This window comes from Desulfosporosinus sp. SYSU MS00001 (assembly GCF_049943955.1).
In the GTDB taxonomy this organism is placed as follows: domain Bacteria; phylum Bacillota; class Desulfitobacteriia; order Desulfitobacteriales; family Desulfitobacteriaceae; genus Desulfosporosinus.
On sequence record NZ_JBNFTW010000001.1, the window covers coordinates 649,571 to 665,791 of the forward strand.

At 41.6% G+C, this 16,221-nt stretch carries 13 protein-coding genes; 11 read left to right on the forward strand and 2 right to left on the reverse strand.

The window, feature by feature from the left end:
* Positions 1–15: 15 nt before the first annotated feature.
* Positions 16–990, reverse strand: a complete 975-nt coding sequence (mch, locus tag ACPUYX_RS03125) for a methenyltetrahydromethanopterin cyclohydrolase (protein WP_426378242.1) — start codon at positions 988–990, stop codon at positions 16–18.
* Positions 991–1,613: 623 nt separating this feature from the next.
* On the opposite strand from mch, the gene ACPUYX_RS03130 reads away from it, so the two are divergent.
* The 8 genes from ACPUYX_RS03130 (at position 1,614) to ACPUYX_RS03165 (ending at position 12,115) form a co-directional block, all read left to right on the forward strand.
* A complete protein-coding gene (locus ACPUYX_RS03130; RefSeq protein ID WP_426378243.1) occupies positions 1,614–2,750 on the forward strand; it encodes a BMP family ABC transporter substrate-binding protein in 1,137 nt (378 codons plus the stop codon).
* A gap of 82 nt (positions 2,751–2,832) precedes the next feature.
* Positions 2,833–4,353: an ABC transporter ATP-binding protein gene (locus ACPUYX_RS03135; RefSeq protein ID WP_426378244.1), complete on the forward strand. Its 1,521-nt coding sequence runs from the start codon at positions 2,833–2,835 to the stop codon at positions 4,351–4,353.
* Positions 4,343–5,416, forward strand: coding sequence for an ABC transporter permease (locus ACPUYX_RS03140; RefSeq protein WP_426378245.1), 1,074 nt, complete (start codon positions 4,343–4,345; stop codon positions 5,414–5,416). Before ACPUYX_RS03135 ends, ACPUYX_RS03140 begins: the two co-directional genes overlap by 11 nt.
* 4 nt (positions 5,417–5,420) lie before the next feature.
* On the forward strand, positions 5,421–6,353 hold the full coding sequence (locus ACPUYX_RS03145) for an ABC transporter permease (protein WP_426378246.1): 933 nt from the start codon (positions 5,421–5,423) through the stop codon (positions 6,351–6,353).
* A gap of 105 nt (positions 6,354–6,458) precedes the next feature.
* Positions 6,459–8,219 (forward strand): adenine deaminase, encoded by a 1,761-nt coding sequence (gene ade, locus ACPUYX_RS03150; RefSeq protein ID WP_426378247.1) that lies wholly within the window; start codon positions 6,459–6,461, stop codon positions 8,217–8,219.
* A 342-nt stretch (positions 8,220–8,561) separates the two neighbouring features.
* Positions 8,562–9,260 carry a winged helix-turn-helix domain-containing protein gene (locus ACPUYX_RS03155; RefSeq protein WP_426378248.1) on the forward strand — a complete coding sequence of 233 codons (699 nt, stop codon included), beginning with the start codon at positions 8,562–8,564 and terminating at the stop codon, positions 9,258–9,260.
* A gap of 1 nt (position 9,261) precedes the next feature.
* On the forward strand, positions 9,262–10,656 hold the full coding sequence (locus ACPUYX_RS03160) for an ATP-binding protein (RefSeq protein WP_426378249.1): 1,395 nt from the start codon (positions 9,262–9,264) through the stop codon (positions 10,654–10,656).
* Positions 10,649–12,115: a hypothetical protein gene (locus tag ACPUYX_RS03165; protein WP_426378250.1), complete on the forward strand. Its 1,467-nt coding sequence runs from the start codon at positions 10,649–10,651 to the stop codon at positions 12,113–12,115. Before ACPUYX_RS03160 ends, ACPUYX_RS03165 begins: the two co-directional genes overlap by 8 nt.
* Before the next feature lie 284 nt (positions 12,116–12,399).
* Here ACPUYX_RS03165 and ACPUYX_RS03170 read toward each other — a convergent pair whose 3' ends face one another.
* On the reverse strand, positions 12,400–12,585 hold the full coding sequence (locus tag ACPUYX_RS03170) for a protein sspF (protein WP_426378251.1): 186 nt from the start codon (positions 12,583–12,585) through the stop codon (positions 12,400–12,402).
* Positions 12,586–12,833: 248 nt separating this feature from the next.
* Between ACPUYX_RS03170 and ACPUYX_RS03175 the strand changes: the two genes are divergently transcribed.
* From ACPUYX_RS03175 to dprA, 3 genes are all read left to right on the forward strand, one after another.
* Complete coding sequence (locus ACPUYX_RS03175) at positions 12,834–13,442, forward strand: DUF3786 domain-containing protein (RefSeq protein WP_426378252.1); 609 nt, start codon at positions 12,834–12,836, stop codon at positions 13,440–13,442.
* 440 nt (positions 13,443–13,882) lie between these two features.
* Positions 13,883–14,782 carry a Ku protein gene (locus ACPUYX_RS03180; RefSeq protein WP_426378253.1) on the forward strand — a complete coding sequence of 300 codons (900 nt, stop codon included), beginning with the start codon at positions 13,883–13,885 and terminating at the stop codon, positions 14,780–14,782.
* 110 nt (positions 14,783–14,892) lie between these two features.
* A complete protein-coding gene (gene dprA, locus ACPUYX_RS03185) occupies positions 14,893–16,014 on the forward strand; it encodes a DNA-processing protein DprA (RefSeq protein WP_426378254.1) in 1,122 nt (373 codons plus the stop codon).
* Positions 16,015–16,221: the final 207 nt, after the last annotated feature.

A 16,221-nucleotide genomic window follows, 5' to 3' on the forward strand; every position in this document is an offset into this window, starting at 1 on the left:
GATCACATTTATTCATTATGCTTTTATACAGAAAGATTGACGTAAGAGATTGATATTTACAGCTCCGGCATGAAAGGAATTGCCGCTGTTCATGTTGTTAAGACAGACTTCAGCCGGACTAAATATTGCAGGATCAAGTTCGTAGAAATTTCCGTGACGTTCTATAAGTTCTTCAAATTGTTCAGCATTATATTGGGATAAGGACGAAGGAATTTGTTTGACTATAGATTCTATGGTCGTATCATCATCCTGGAGGTTAAAATAGACCGTTGCCCCGTAGAGAATCGCATCATTTGTACGCCCTAAAGCCTGAAGGTTATCTTTTGTTATGGGGGGGAGCGGGCAGGTACTCCAACCTGAAACAATCTTTCCTAAATCATAACCCAACAATCTTAGTTTTGATAGACCGGTTTCTAAGGCACGGGCGCTCACCTGAACAGAACCTACGAAGGAAGCGGTTGGTGCTGCTAAGATATAGAGACTTGTCGGAGCGCAATTGCATACCTCCAATATTTGCTCGATTGCCTCATCAGTCGGAAGAGTATCACTTTCCAGGCAAATAATTGCAGTATTTGATTCATCTCGATACCCTAACGTTTCAAACAGACCACCCTCATGAACGATGGAGCGAATTGGTCCGGAACCTAAAACTACTTTTCCGCCATTCTTAATCGGCCACCCAGCATACTGAGACGCTAAGCAAGCCCGTAAAGGATGATCGGTTAGCACTTCCACGGACGGCCAGGGAAAATCTTTAAGATGAGACCAATGCAGTTCAACCCTAGCTAAACCGCCCAAGCACACTGAAGCGTATAAAATACCTGCCTCCCAACCGCCCAGTACTTGGATGCCGCAATCAATAATGGTTACGCCGTGACGTTTAGTTACATTTGTACCAAGTTGCTTATTCCTGGTGAGGAGCTGTTCTACGAAGGGGAAAGCTTGGCTATTTGGACTGAGTTCAGGATGCTGAATCAAGGGTAATGGCATAATGATTCCTTTCCTTTAGCACAAAGAGATTTTTGCTTAAACTTCATTAAGTATTCCCAAGAGTATATCAAAAATATCAGGTGCCTCTCTCTATTATCATAACTAAATTAATTAATTAATATAAGCTATAATAGAGAAGCAAGTAGGGTTAGACTACTTGAACTATGGAGAAAAACCTATTATAATTTAGTTCATAGCTAGTCTTCAATGTATTAGATTAGGTAGCAAAGAAGCTATAATTTCCGGTTATTTCCGGGATATATAACTTCTCTTTTTTGTTTATCTGGAAAACATAAGAAATAGAGGCCAATTTTACATAATTAATTTCTTAAATAGTGGTATGTTTTTTGCAGATTTCTTTTAGGATTTACTATAATCTTCACAAAGGCAAGCACATTAATAGTCGGTTTTGGCAGTATAAAATTTGGTTGCATTGCCACGGCATTTTTTAGATATAGATTTAAACTGATCTAGGGATATGTCTGAACTATTCACAGAAATCGGGAAGCAAGAGGGCAATGCAGCTGTATTTTTGTGAATATCGACTGTCAAGTCAGGAAGAGGGGATGTAAAGACTTTAATTTTGATAATGTAATTCAAGAATAATTAGTGGAGGAAAGAGCATGAAATTATCTAAGAAAATCAGTATTTCTACGCTAGTCTTTGTCATGATCTTGACCTTGTTGCTTAGTGGCTGTTCGCAAACCAGTAAGCCGGCAGCGACTTCGGATCAAGGCAGCAGTCAGTCTGCAGGTCAAAAAATTAAAGTTGCCTTTGTTTATGTCGGACCTGTGGGTGATTTCGGTTATACTTATGCTCAGGATCAAGGCCGAAAATACCTGGAATCTCATATGAAGAACGTTGAAACAACCTATGTTGAAAACGTTCCGGAAACTGCTGACTGTGAACGTGTCTTCACGGATCTTGCTCAAAAGGGTAACAATATTATTATTGGTACCAGCTATGGCTACATGGATTACATGGTCGATGTATCCAAGAAATTCCCGAATGTTGTTTTTGAACATTGCAGCGGTTATAAAACAACAGACAATTTAGGCACATATTTCAATCGTGACTACCAAGCCCGCTATCTGACCGGTATGGTTGCCGGCAAATATACAAAGAGCAATATTCTCGGTTTCCTGGCACCGTTTGGTACACCTGAAGTCATCCGTAATATCGATGCCTTTACTCTTGGTGCCCAATCGGTAAATCCTAAAGTTCAAGTTAAAGTAGTCTGGACAAATTCATGGAACGATCCTGCAACAGAGAAAACAGCGGCCAATAGTTTAATTGATGCCGGCGCTGACGTTCTTGCTATGCATGTAGATTCGCCATCCTTTGCGCAAACAGCTCAGGATAGAGGTGTGCTGGCAATCGGCCACGATTCAGATATGTCGAAATTTGCCCCTAATTCTATTCTCGTAGGTGATGTTTCTAATTGGGGTCCGTACTTTGAACAAGTCGTTAAGGATGTAACGAACAAAACCTGGAAATCAAGTCAATACTTCGGCGGAATCAAAGACGGCGGTGTTATCGATATAACTCCCTTTAGCTCCAAAGTCGATAAAGATTTCCAAGCAACCGTCACAGCGAAACGACAAGATATTATCGATGGTAAATTTGTTCCTTTCACAGGACCGGTTTACGATCAAAACGGCAACTTAAAGGTTAAAGACGGTGATAAAGCCACAGATGAGATGCTCCTTTCCATCAACTGGTTTGTCAAAGGCGTTGTGGGATCAATTCCCAAATCTTAACCGGCTAGAACAGAAGAATGATGTTATCCGCAAACCGGCGAGTTCCTCGCCGGTTTGCGATAATGTTGAAAGGGTGAGATCGATGGGGAATACACCCATGGTGGAAATGCGCAAAATCACAAAAGAGTTTCCGGGTATCCTTGCCAATGATCAAGTTTCATTGGTCGTTAACAAAGGCGAAATTCATGCTCTCTTAGGGGAAAATGGAGCAGGGAAGAGTACGTTAATGAGCGTGCTCACTGGATTGTATCGACCCGATGGGGGCGAAATATATATTGAAGGCAAGAAGGTTGAATTTTCTTCGCCTAAGGATGCTGTCAACAAGGGTATTGGCATGGTACATCAGCATTTTAAACTTGTTCAGCCTTTCACCGTCGCTGAAAATATTATGCTCAGCATTAAAGGGCTAAAACAAATATACAACCTCAAAGAGATCGAAAGGCAAATTATTGAGCAATCGGAAGCGTTTGGGCTTTCTATTGATCCCAAAGCGAAAATCTGGCAGCTTTCGGTCGGTGAACAGCAAAGGGTGGAAATTATAAAATTACTGCTTTTAGGTGCTAAATTTTTAATTCTTGATGAGCCGACGGCCGTATTGACACCACAAGAAGCCAAGGCCCTCTATACTACCCTGCAAAAGATGGCCGCAAGCGGTAAATCTATTGTCATTATCTCTCACAAAATGAACGAAGTTATGGAAAACACCGATTCTATCACTGTTCTCCGAGACGGGAGATCTATTGGGACTGTGCAAACGAAAACGACAAACGAAAAAGAGCTTGCCAAAATGATGGTTGGCAGGAATATTTCCTCTACAACTGGGAAGACGTTGTCTGCCAAAACAGATATACTTATGACTTTAGCAAATGTTTCAGCCCTAGGTGACAACGGTTTATTAAAATTGAAAAATATTTCAATGGATATATATGAAGGAGAAATCCTCGGCATAGCCGGTGTTGACGGCAACGGGCAGAAAGAACTGGCAGAAACGGTGGCGGGACTGCGTTCTGCCAAACAAGGAACGATTGCTTTCTGCGGCAAGGATTGTACAAAGTCAGGGCGTAAAAAGCGGATTAACCTCGGTATTAGCTATGTACCGGAGGATCGTATGACTACCGGTCTCGTGACCGACCTTAACGCATACGAAAATGTTGCGCTTAAAAGCTATCGCAAGTATCCGGGAGCCTTTATTTCCTGGGACAAAGTCAAACATGATTCTGAACAATTAATTGAGAAATTTGATGTTCGGCTGGCAAGTATGTCCAATCCCGTTAAAATGATGTCGGGAGGAAATATTCAGAAACTCCTTTTGGCACGGGAAATTGATTCCAATCCTAAATTGATTATCGCTGTTTATCCCATGCGCGGTCTGGACATTGGTGCCACGGATTATGTAAGACGTTTGCTTATCGGAGAAAGTGAGAAGGGCAAAACTGTACTTCTTATCTCGGAAGACCTGGAAGACATCCTTTCCATGACAGACCGCATCATCGTTATGCACGGGGGGGAAATCATGGGTGTCGTTAAGCCGAACGAGACATCGCGTGAAGAAATCGGCCTGATGATGGCCGGCAAAAGAAAGGTAGGTCTTCATGAAGCGTAAACTTTTAGGAAGTTGGGAGATAAAGAAAACAAATACAAGCTCTGGGTTAAAGAAGGTTGTCATCTCTGTAACTTCCATCATCCTGGGTTTAATCTTTGCGGGTCTTTTTGTGCTGCTCACCGGGAAAAATCCTTTGGAACTTTACACTGAGATCGTGCAATCCTCTGTAGGTTCTATCTACGGCTTAAGTGAAACCATCGTAGAAATGATTCCTCTTGCCTTGTGCTCCTTAGGGGTCTCTTTGGCGTTCCGCATGCAATTATGGAATATCGGAGCGGAAGGCCAATTTTATATGGGAGCTTTTGGGGCAACCTATTTTGCTCTCTTCTTTTCCGGTTTGCCTAAACTGGTACTCCTGCCCCTGATGTTACTCGCAGGGTTAATTTGTGGGGGACTTTGGGCTTTGATTCCTGCCCTGCCGAAGGCTTTTTGGAATGTTAATGAAACGATCAGTTCTCTTTTACTTAACTATGTGGCTTACCTTTGGATTGCCTACCTTGTATATGGTCCTTGGAAGGATCCGAAAGGAAATAACTTTCCTCTGACAAAGCAGTTTTCAGATAACGGAACAATTCCTGCTTTCGGGAACACTCGCATCAGTTATGCGCTTTTTTTGATGGCTATTATTGCAGTTATTCTATTTTTTATTCTTAAGTATTCTAAATGGGGTTATGAGATACGTGTCAGCGGTTCCAGCCGCAAAGCCGCTGATTATGCAGGTATGAGCTATATTAAAAATGTCATAATGGTTATGTTTTTGAGCGGGGCTATATCAGGAATTGCTGGGATGGCTGAGGTATCAGGCGTTCTCCACCGCTTACAGCAGACTATTTCTCCGGGCTACGGTTATACCGCCATACTTATTGCCCTGCTGGCCCGTCTGAATCCCATCAGTATCCTCCTTGTATCCTTTTTAATGGGTGGATTGCTTGTAGGAGGCTATAGTTTGCAGACCTCCGGTTTTCCCTCAAGCATGGTTTCCATGTTTCAAGGCTCGATACTATTTTTCGTACTGGCAGGCGAAATTTTTAATAATTATCGATTGGTAAGAAAGAAGGCATGATGGTATGGATCTGAATTATTTAATCGCCATCCTTGCCTCCGGCGTTGTTGCAGGCACTCCGATTTTATATGCTTCTCTTGGAGAAGTAATCACAGAGCGTGCCGGCATTTTGAATCTGGGGGTTGAAGGCATGATGCTCGTGGGGGCAGTAAGTGCTTTTTACGTGGGAACGTTTTCCCAGAATAAATGGCTGGGTTTACTAGTGGCTATCGTCGCCGGCGGACTTATGGCCCTGATTCATGCGGTAATAACCATTGTTTTTCGGGCCAATCAAGTGGCGAGCGGTTTAGCCTTGACAATTTTTGGTACAGGCTTATCGGCTTACTTAGGTCGTACGCTCGTCGGAATTCCGCCGACTTCAACGTTTAAAGCTGTTCCTCTTCCGGGTCTCTCTCAAATTCCTATCATCGGCAAAATTCTATTCAATCAGGATCTTATGGTTTACCTGAGTGTGATTCTTGTTGTTGTCCTTTGGTTTGTCTTTTATAAAACAAAGGCAGGCCTTCTTCTTAGGGCAGCCGGGGAAAATCCGTCGGCTGTCGATGCTTTGGGACACAATATTTTTCTGGTTCGCTATGCTGCAGTCATAGGGGGAGGCATGTTTGCAGGTGCCGGGGGCGCTTATCTATCCCTGGCTTATTCTCCTTCTTGGGTTGAAAACATGTCGGCAGGCCGTGGCTGGATTGCCGTTGCCCTTGTTATTTTTGCCGTTTGGGACCCTGCTCGCGCTTTGTTGGGAGCCTGGCTGTTTGGTGTCATTGCATCACTGGGGTTACATCTTCAGGCTTTAGGCGTGATGATTCCGTCCTATTTTTTGCAAATGCTTCCCTATATTTTTACGTTTATTGTTTTGGTTATTACAACGAGGGAAACGAAAACCAGGCGTTCAGGAACACCGGCTGCTCTTGGAATTCCTTACTCGCGTGAGGAACGTTAGTGAACTCGTTCAACTAAAGCGCCTAGCCCATAACAAATTTGATTTTAAGGGAGCCAACGCAAAAAAGTTGGCTCTTACTTTGTATTCTACTAAGAGGTGATAGTTATGAGAACTTATGAAGATATTAAAACAGTGCTAGAAGCAGGTTTGAAAATTCAGGGTTGTGATCTAAAGCTGGAAAATGTTAATCTGGTCAATGTTTATTCTTCACAGATTTATCCCACGGACATATATATTAAGGGAAAACGGATTGTATCTATTGATCCTCAAGCAAGTTTAACAGCCAAAGAGACTCTCAATTGCCAGGGGATGTATGCCATACCGGGTTTAATTGACGGACATATGCATTTTGAAACTACATTGCTCTCACCGGAGTCCCTAGCCGAAGTTCTTGTACCTCAAGGTACGACAACCCTGATGGCTGATCTTATGGAGATAGCCAATGTTGCGGGGATTGAGGGGGTCAAAGCTTTATTAAATTCGATTGCGAGTCTTCCTTATCGAACCTATATTCAGGTTTCTTCCCGAGTTCCCACAGCCCCGGGCTTAGAGACGACCGGAGGTGTTTTAGGACTGGCCGAAGTCGAAGAATTGTTAAACTGGCGGGAAAGTATTAGCTTAGGCGAACTTGATCCCTCGAAGGTTCTTTTTGTCCAGGATGAATATCTGCGAAAAATTGCCGCGGCCCTAAGCCGCCGAAAGATTGTTAACGGACATGCTATTGGCCGGTCCGGACAGGAGCTCAATGCCTATGCCAGTGCGGGCATGTCTGATGACCATGAATGTGTGACGTTCCAACAGCTTTTGGAGAGAGTGCAGTTAGGGATGACGGTGATGATTCGGGAAGGAAGCACGGAACGTAATGTTGAAGAACTTATTCGCGGGGTTATCAGGCAGGGACTGAGCTCTGAACATTTAATATTCTGCACCGATGACAAGCATGTCATTGATATTCGTAACGAAGGTCATATTAATTACAATGTTAATAAAGCGATTTCGCTGGGAATGAGACCAATTCAAGCTATCCAAATGGCAACCTTGAATCCAGCAAGGCATTTCCGCTTAGAGGATGAGATCGGGAGTATTACCCCTGGAAGATTGGCGGATATACTTCTCGTCAAAGAATTGTCGGATATTACCCCCGTCAAAGTTATATATGAAGGAAACGTTGTTGCTGAGAACGGTCGGCTTGTGAAGGAAAGCAACCAGGGATGTTATCCTAAGTGGATCAAAGAGACTGTTAAACTCCAAAAACCTATTACGGAAGATTCCTTTCACATACCTGCCAAAAGGCAAGGACCGAGCACTCGGGTAAATGTGATTCGCATCTATAACGATCAAATTATTAATGAATGGGATATTGAGGAATTACCTGTAGTTAAGGGGCAAATTGACAATAACCCTGATCAGGATGTTTTAAAGCTTGCCATTGTTGAACGCTATGGTAAAACAGGAGGAGTTGGGATTGGCTTCGTAAAGGGTTTTCGCCTGAAACGAGGGGCTTTAGCAACCTCCATGTCTCATGACCATCATAATATTGTCTGTGTGGGGACAAATGATAAGGATATGGCCTGTGCGGTAAACCTGATTCACAAGCTGCAAGGCGGGATGGCAGCTGTTAATAATGGTGAGATTATTGGAAAGATGGAATTGCCAATTGGCGGTTTAATGAGTGAAAAACCGGCTGAAGTTGTGCTCGGAGAGCTCGAAGAGGTAAATAAGGCAGCTCGGCAATTAGGGTGCACCTTGACCTCACCGTTCATGACCTTATGTTTTATTTCCTTACCAACAGTTCCTAAATTAGGCCTGACAGATTTTGGGCTTGTAGATGTGCTCGAACACAAATTAATTGATTTAGAACTATAATCTTAACAGAGGGCTCTAGGATTAAGGAAACTGGTTTAAGTTCAGGTTGAATTAAAGATCCTGAATTGAAAGGAAGACAAAAAACGAGGGAAATTCTCGTTTTTTGTCTTCCTTAATCTTTTTGTAACCTTTTTTAAGAACTTTGTAAAAAAGAAAAGGACAAAAAGGTGTATTGTATAAATATCCCGATTAAGACAAGTTAAGCTCAAGAAATGAAGAAGTTCAATTGCTTTTCTAAGGTTTGCCTAATAAGCCATAAAATAATTACCCTCGGCGGTATAAGTTGGTTTACAATAAAGGGGCAAGTTTAACCCTAGAAACTCGATGAGGTGGAGTGGTCTGATGAAGGAGAAAAAAACAAGAATACTGGTTGTTGAAGATGAAGAATCAATCAGGCGCTTTATTACTCTGAATTTATTTGCGGCGGGATATCAAGTGGAGGAGGCAGTAACAGGTGAAGAAGCTCTGTCTATTCTTAAGATGCTTATTCCTGATGTTGTCGTACTTGATCTCATGCTTCCCGGTATTAGCGGTCTGGAAGTCTGCCAACAAATTCGTCAATCCATGCCGGAAACCTTAGTTATTATGCTGACAGCCAAAGGTCAGGATACAGATAAAATCTTAGGCCTGGAACTAGGCGCGGATGATTATATGGTTAAACCATTTAATCCCTTTGAATTAATTGCCCGCATTAAAGCAATGCTTCGGCGAAGTATGGGACCAAGAGAGACAAAACAAGTCCTCAACTGTGGGGATTTGTGTTTGGATATAACTTCAAACAAATTTTTCAAGCAGCAGATTGAAATTGAGTTGACTCCGACTGAATTTGCTTTATTAAAAATATTTATGGAAAACCCAGAAAAGGCACTTAAACGAAATGAGATGCTTAATGCTGTCTGGGGAGAAGATTACTTTGGCGATACCAAAACACTGGATGTGCATATCAGGCGCTTGCGGGAGAAAATTGAGGATAACCCATCACAACCTAACTATATTAAGACAGTTTGGGGTTCGGGGTATCGCTGGCAGCAGGAGTCTTAAGATGAGAGGAATAAGAACAAGGCTAACGGCCAATTTCATGATTGTTATTATTATCACGGTCACGATTTTGGAACTGCTTCTTATTTACACTGTCCGACGCAATTATTATGGCAGTTTAGAAGGAAGCCTCACCAATCAGATAAAAATTTCAGCGGATTTATATGCCAAATATTTTTCGGATACGTCACTCAAGGAAAATGTTCTTTACAACGTCGATGCTTTTTGGAACCAAAGTAATGCAGAAGTGGAGATTGTTGACAAGGACGGAAACATTGTCATGGACTCACAAGGGACGATTCCTTCTGAGAAAGCTGTCTATGACGATATTAAGGATGCCCTGACAGGTAAGACGGGAAAATGGATTGGGACCCTTAGTGGGCATAAGGTTATGGCTGTCTCTTATCCTTTAAAAGCCAAAGATCAGATCGTTGGTGCACTGCGCTTTATCACCTCCTTAAGTGCTGTCGATGAAGATATTCAAAATACAGCCGTTATTTTTATTGCCATTGGTGTCGTAGTCGTTGTTATTGTCGGATTAATCAGCATCTTCCTGGCAAATACAATAATTGTTCCTTTGCAGGAAGTGACTGAAGCAGCTCAAGAGATGGCCGCCGGAAACTTTCAAGCCCGCAGTAAAAATACCCATCAAGATGAAATCGGCAAACTTTCCGATACACTAAACTATATGGCTGATGAAATCGTCAAGAAAGAACAATTGAAAAATGACTTTATTTCTTCGGTGTCCCATGAACTTCGTACACCTTTAACCTCAATTATGGGCTGGGCTATAACGCTTCAAAATGAACAATTTCAGCATAAAGATATGCTCAATGACGGACTCGGCATCATTGCTAAAGAGAGTGAACGCTTAACCCTTATGGTAGAAGAACTTTTGGATTTTTCTAAGTTTATTTCCGGCAGAATTAAACTCCAAAATGAAGAAATAAACTTAGAAAATCTTATGGAATATATTCACAAACAATTAACGCCCAGGGCAGTCCGGGAAAATGTAAATTTTAACCTCGAATATCCTGAAAATTTACCAATGATCATTTCCGATGCTAATCGTTTGAAACAGTTGTTCATCAATGTTTTAGATAATGCCTTTAATTTTACGTCTCCTGGCGGGTGGATTACCTTTCAGGCAAAGTTTCAGGAAGAAGTGATTATGATTATAATTTCTGATAATGGATGTGGAATTAGGGCCGATGAATTGCCCATGGTCAAAGAAAAATTTTACAAAGGGAAAAGCTCACACTCTAAAAATGGGATCGGTTTGTCAATTTGCGAGGAGATTGTCAATTTAATTGGCGGCAAATTAGAAATTAAGAGCGTGTTAGATCAAGGAACAAATGTTATAATCACCCTGCCCAAAGGGGTGATTCTTGATGGTTAGGATTGTCAGGCTTTTAATAATGGTGCTTATCATTTTTTTGCTTGGTGGATGTACTAAACTTTCCTGGACTACTGCGGGGAAAATTATTCCGCCTAACAGCAGTGTCTGCCCTTTGCAAGGAAAATGGGTTGTGATTCAGGACTTGAGTGCCAGCAGGCACGGAGGAGATAATGATCAGATATGGATTGGAGATAGTGCCCAGTTCACCCGGGAAGCAGCTATGCTCGGAAATTATGTCTGGAACCAGCCCTCTTATAAAATTAAGAAGGTCAATTCCACAGATTATTTAATGACAAAATACTTGATGCTTTCAAGTAGTATAGTGCCGAATAATACGGTAATTGAAGTAACCACCGTATCAACTTCTGAAAACTTTTTGGGTGAATTTATCAGGGTTGATGATTCCAAGCTTATCGCCTTCGCCGAGAACAAGGTCTTGCTGCTGAAAAAGGTATCGGATCAAGTGGACAGTTCCTTAGCTGCTGCCAATCCTAATGAAGCAACTATAAGTCAAACAGGCAGGCCCGCAACGTCAGGTGTTTTGCTAGGGTTAAAAATTCCTGAAAATGATGGTCATGCTTATCAGACGCTTTGGATAGCAGCAAGCAATGGAAAACTTCACCCGATATTAACGGGGAAAGACATATTTTTTCCGCGAAGCAGTGGATTTTGGTTTCTGCAAGTCCAGAATGTGTCGGACGGAGCTATAAAAGAGGATGAATTATCAGCGCGTGACGTTTCGACTAAAATTTCAGGACTTGAAACAAAAGCGATGAAGATTACTCAACATGATATTTCAGAGAAGATACACCAAAAAATTATAGATTATGTTGGTAATGATTATGTGGCCATTGAAAACAAAGTTAATGGTGTCAATCAATTGCAGGTATTACTTGTTGACAAAATTTCAGCCCAAGAAGGAGTCAAGATATCTGACTTACTGGAAAATGGAGGATCCGTCGTTTATAACAATGCCGGGGATCAAGCTATTCAATCTCTAAGAAATAAAGGAATTTTAGCGACGGATAATGATGAAAGTGAGGAGAATTTTGGGCTTACTCGTAAAAATGGACATTGGTATCTTCAGGGGAGAATTAACTATCAAGACGAGAATACCCCTCGCTATCTGGACTATAATGTCAATTTAATTCCTCCTGCCAAAATGGTTTCTTATGACACACTGTGTCTTAGCTGGCAAAATATCAAAGACCGAGTTCCTGATGCTATGGATGCATTCACTTCACCTAATCGGGATATCGCTATAATTACGACCAAAACTAAGCTCTATGTTTACGGAATTACAAATGCTCAGTTAGGCAGCGAACCTTTGACGAAAATAAATTTAAAAGAAGGGGAGACGGTAGTTATGGCTGAATGGGCTACGGGATCTTATGTTGAAAATTGGGAGAAAGCTTTCGTAGCAAATGGTGCTCAGAAGTATGATCTGACATCACCGTAACGGAGCAAAAGGGAATACTGATAAGTTGTTAAATATATAATAGAAAGGTTGACCACAATGAGTTTTGATTTTTTTCTTACAGCTTCTGTATTTTCTATTTTAGGTTATAGTTTGTGTTACATTACTATGGCTCATAATAAGGAAATCAATAAAGAATAGGTTCGCTATTCCATTGTTGTTTAAGAATCATCAACTGAATTCATGAAAAAATAGAAGAGCCAGGCAATTGCCTCGGCTCTTAACAAAGGAATTATTAATCGTGAGACTCTCATTGGTTTGGTTTTTTATGACATTCTGTTCCCTGGAAGGTTACGCTCGGCTAACTCAATAGCCATTTTCACCATATTTCCACAGTCCCTTGAAGAAACTCCTCCAAAACCTTCTTGATGAAGGGTCCCAGCAAATCCTAACTCTTGAGCAATTTGCTCTTTTAACTCGTTTGACATAATGCTGCTGCGTCGTCTTGACATGTGGAATCCTCCCTTCAAATGGTAGTTTCTTGCAATATACTGTTTCTGATGAAAGCATTGTTAGTATATGATTATAAGGCAAAGCTATGTACTAAAAAATTTACTCCGGTTCAATAATTTGGAATTAAACTGGTTTTGAAACTATTTCTTCCTTGATTGATGCAGAACTTATATTTCGTTGGCTTTTAAATGGAAAAAAGATATAATGTGAGAAAAAAATAACAGCAGACGGAAAGAAGGAGAGGAGTTTGGTTAATTATACGGCAGCTCAGGAGTTAGCGCTGGAAAAGTTTAGAGCAAATTCTTTAGAAGTTATATCGTACTATTCAAGGTATCCTCTTGTGGGTAATACCCTTTCCATTGATTTTCTGGGTGGTCAATACATTCTGGATTATCCCGGCGGAATTTTTAAAACTGTTAATTCCTTCGACAAAGAACTATCTATACCTACGCAAATCTTAATCCTTCATTACCTGGCAAATATAGCTGAGGTTGAAGAGACTGGAAAACTAATATCATTTAAAGAATTACCCGGAGGAAGCATCTATATTCAGCCCTTTACCCACCGGGCTATTGATCCATTGATCAGATTCTTTGGGGAGAAGCCGGATAAACTAGAAGAAGTGGTCAGCCATTTAGGGGGATCTGCTAATAGCCTCGGAGACGTGGGAGTGACTATCAGGGCTTTTCCGCGCGTGCCGGTTACGTTGATACTATGGAGAGGGGATGATGAATTTCCAGCTTCGGGGAATATTCTATTTGATTCTTCGGCATCGTTAATGCTTCCAACTGAAGACTATGCCGTTCTTGCCAGTGCTATTGTTTTCAGGCTAAAAGGGTTAAGCTCTATGATTTAGATAAGCTACTATCTTATGAGATCTATTCTTGGAATTAAAGATATTAGAATTTATTTAACTTTGTTCGGCAGGAACAAAGTTTTATTTTTATATTGAAAAGAGATTACAAGTGTATTCGAGCGCCGAATCGATTTTCCTAACCGGAGTGAACTCGTTCAGCTAAAGCCGAACATCGAGACTTCGGTGATGAAAGTGTCCTGTGGACGCTTTCGTCGAAAGCGCCTAGCCCATAACAAATGCTATCGCGCTGAAGGATGGACTCTACCCCCAACGAAGCAAGGTATGGGAACAACGCCCATTTATATAAGCGGGGAGTCTTATGACTTGATAAAGTCTAAATTTTAACAGATTCGCTGATAATATCTGGAGAGGAAATAGCCATAATGGTTTTGCATGAATCCATTCCTTATGGTTCACACTATATTTGAGGAGGTGAGCTTATGCATACGTTATGGAAAGGCTCAATCAGTTTTGGTCTGGTAAATGTTCCTGTTAAAATGCATGCTGCAACGGAATCACAAGAGTTTAAATTTAATTATTTGCATAAAGACTGTCAGCATAGAATCCGGTCAATTAAAAAATGTCCTTATTGTGATCGGGAAGTTGAAATGGCTGATTTGGTCAAAGGATATGAATATGAGAAAGATCGTTATGTAATTATGGATGAAGAAGAACTATCTGCTTTAGAACAACCTACTAGTCGATCCATCGAGATTCTTGATTTCATTAACTTGAGTGAAATTGATCCGATCTATTATGATAAATCATATTATTTGTCTCCCGAGGAGACTGCTCAAAAAGCCTATCGTCTGTTGTGTCAAGCTATGGAAGAAAGCGGGAAAGTTGCTTTGGCTCGAGTTACCATGCGATCGAAGCAACACTTAGCCTGCCTGCGCGTTTTTGAAGAAGGGCTGGTTTTAGAGACCATGCACTATCCACAGGAAATACGACATATGGAGGCGGCCTGGGGCCGAATTGTTCCAACAGAAACTGAATTAACAATGGCCCGACAATTAATCGATAATCTAGCCCGTCCATTCGAACCGGAAAAATACAGGGATGAAGTGCATGAACAGGTGGCGGAGATGATCGAAAGTAAGATTGCGGGAGAAAGCTTTGAAGTGGAAGCTCCTTCTAAAGGCGGTCAGGTCGTAGATTTAATGGAAGCACTGCGGGCTAGCATTGCCTTAACAGAGCAAGAAAAAGGAAAAATAGAAGCTGTGGAAACAACACAGAATTTAAATGATAATGATGGCGCTCCTAATGAACAGGTGCAGCAACCCCCTAAAACTACTCTGACTCCCAGAAAACGAGCTGTCCGACGAGCAAAAGGAGCGTGAATTTGAGAGAGATTCCGCATTTTTTTACTTAATATCAAAAAGTTCAACAAAGTTTTAGGCAGGAGATGACTCCTTATGCCCCGAAAAGATGGTCAAGGGAGGGGCTTAGGATGGAGATAGATAACGAGAAACTATTTCGGGCGGCATTTCGGACAATCAAAGGTGTTGGTAGTCAGCATCTGCGTTTGCTTATTGCCTATTTTGGAAGCGCTGTGCAGGCATGGGAAGCAAGCCAAAAGGATTATTTAAAGATTGCCCCTCAAAGGAAGTGGGTTGCTGAAGTACTGAAGGAACGAAAAAGAATTGATCCTTGGAAAATAGGGGCAGACCTTAGGGCACGGAACATTAAGGTTGTTACCCCCCAGGATCGTAATTATCCTTCTCTTTTACTTGAATTAACCGATATTCCGCCTCTTCTTTATTATCAGGGATACCTTGAAAACAATTCAGCTGTCTTGGCAATTGTTGGTTCACGGCAAGCAACAGCTTATGGAAAATCTGCAGCACGTATGTTAGCTCGTGATGCGGCAGCCCAAGGTCTTGTTGTTGTTAGCGGACTTGCACGCGGCATTGATACGGCGGCTCATCAAGGAGCCCTTGAAGGTCATGGAATGACCTGGGCCTTTCTGGGATGCGGTTTAGATCAGATTTATCCGCGGGAGAATTATCATTTAGCTAAGGAAATCTTAGATAAGGGTGCTTTGATCAGTGAGTTTCCTCCCGGAACACCACCCCTTGCCGCGAACTTTCCTGCACGGAATCGGCTGATTAGTGGCTCTTCTCAAGGCGTTATAGTGGTTGAGGCAGCAGAAAGAAGCGGAGCAATGATTACTGTTGATTTTGCTTTAGAACAAGGACGGGAGGTTTTTGCAGTTCCCGGACCTATTTTTAGTCCACAAAGTCGCGGGCCACACACGTTATTACGTCAAGGAGCCAAAATCGCCGAAGGAATTGAGGATATTTGGAATGAGTGTTTTTCTTCAATGGAAGCAACGACTGTAAAGAAGGGTCCTTCTGAACAGCATACGTATAAAAGGGGTAAGTCTCCTGAAACGGACGATCATAGAGTTATTCTTCAGAAACTAAGTGACGTTCCCCTCCATATCGACCAACTGGCATTACACTCGTCGTTATCGGTAGCTTCCCTGTCACTGGCTTTGTTGGAATTGCAATTACAAGGGAAAATTAAGCAATTACCGGGACAAAATTATGTATTAGTTCGTGAGTGCTAGACATCCGACTAAAAAGGCGTTAAGATAGGCATTAGTTTTACCGGCGCAAATTATAGCTTGATGTTAGTCATTCTTTAGGCATTTTATTTAGAAATTTCTGTATTAATAATTATTTAATAAATTTGCAAAACCAGTTAATCAATGGGAAACTATAGCAAGTTGATCGTTTGGAAAACAAATCAACAAGGTTCTTAAGTTTATTTGAGG

What these genes read in the sequence shown, in the direction of transcription:
- mch (WP_426378242.1), bottom strand. Translation starts at nt 990, where the DNA reads ATGCCATTACCCTTGATTCAGCATCCTGAACTCAGTCCAAATAGCCAA.
- ACPUYX_RS03130 (WP_426378243.1), top strand. Translation starts at nt 1,614, where the DNA reads ATGAAATTATCTAAGAAAATCAGTATTTCTACGCTAGTCTTTGTCATG.
- ACPUYX_RS03135 (WP_426378244.1), top strand. Translation starts at nt 2,833, where the DNA reads ATGGGGAATACACCCATGGTGGAAATGCGCAAAATCACAAAAGAGTTT.
- ACPUYX_RS03140 (WP_426378245.1), top strand. Translation starts at nt 4,343, where the DNA reads ATGAAGCGTAAACTTTTAGGAAGTTGGGAGATAAAGAAAACAAATACA.
- ACPUYX_RS03145 (WP_426378246.1), top strand. Translation starts at nt 5,421, where the DNA reads ATGGATCTGAATTATTTAATCGCCATCCTTGCCTCCGGCGTTGTTGCA.
- ade (WP_426378247.1), top strand. Translation starts at nt 6,459, where the DNA reads ATGAGAACTTATGAAGATATTAAAACAGTGCTAGAAGCAGGTTTGAAA.
- ACPUYX_RS03155 (WP_426378248.1), top strand. Translation starts at nt 8,562, where the DNA reads ATGAAGGAGAAAAAAACAAGAATACTGGTTGTTGAAGATGAAGAATCA.
- ACPUYX_RS03160 (WP_426378249.1), top strand. Translation starts at nt 9,262, where the DNA reads ATGAGAGGAATAAGAACAAGGCTAACGGCCAATTTCATGATTGTTATT.
- ACPUYX_RS03165 (WP_426378250.1), top strand. Translation starts at nt 10,649, where the DNA reads ATGGTTAGGATTGTCAGGCTTTTAATAATGGTGCTTATCATTTTTTTG.
- ACPUYX_RS03170 (WP_426378251.1), bottom strand. Translation starts at nt 12,585, where the DNA reads ATGTCAAGACGACGCAGCAGCATTATGTCAAACGAGTTAAAAGAGCAA.
- ACPUYX_RS03180 (WP_426378253.1), top strand. Translation starts at nt 13,883, where the DNA reads ATGCATACGTTATGGAAAGGCTCAATCAGTTTTGGTCTGGTAAATGTT.
- dprA (WP_426378254.1), top strand. Translation starts at nt 14,893, where the DNA reads ATGGAGATAGATAACGAGAAACTATTTCGGGCGGCATTTCGGACAATC.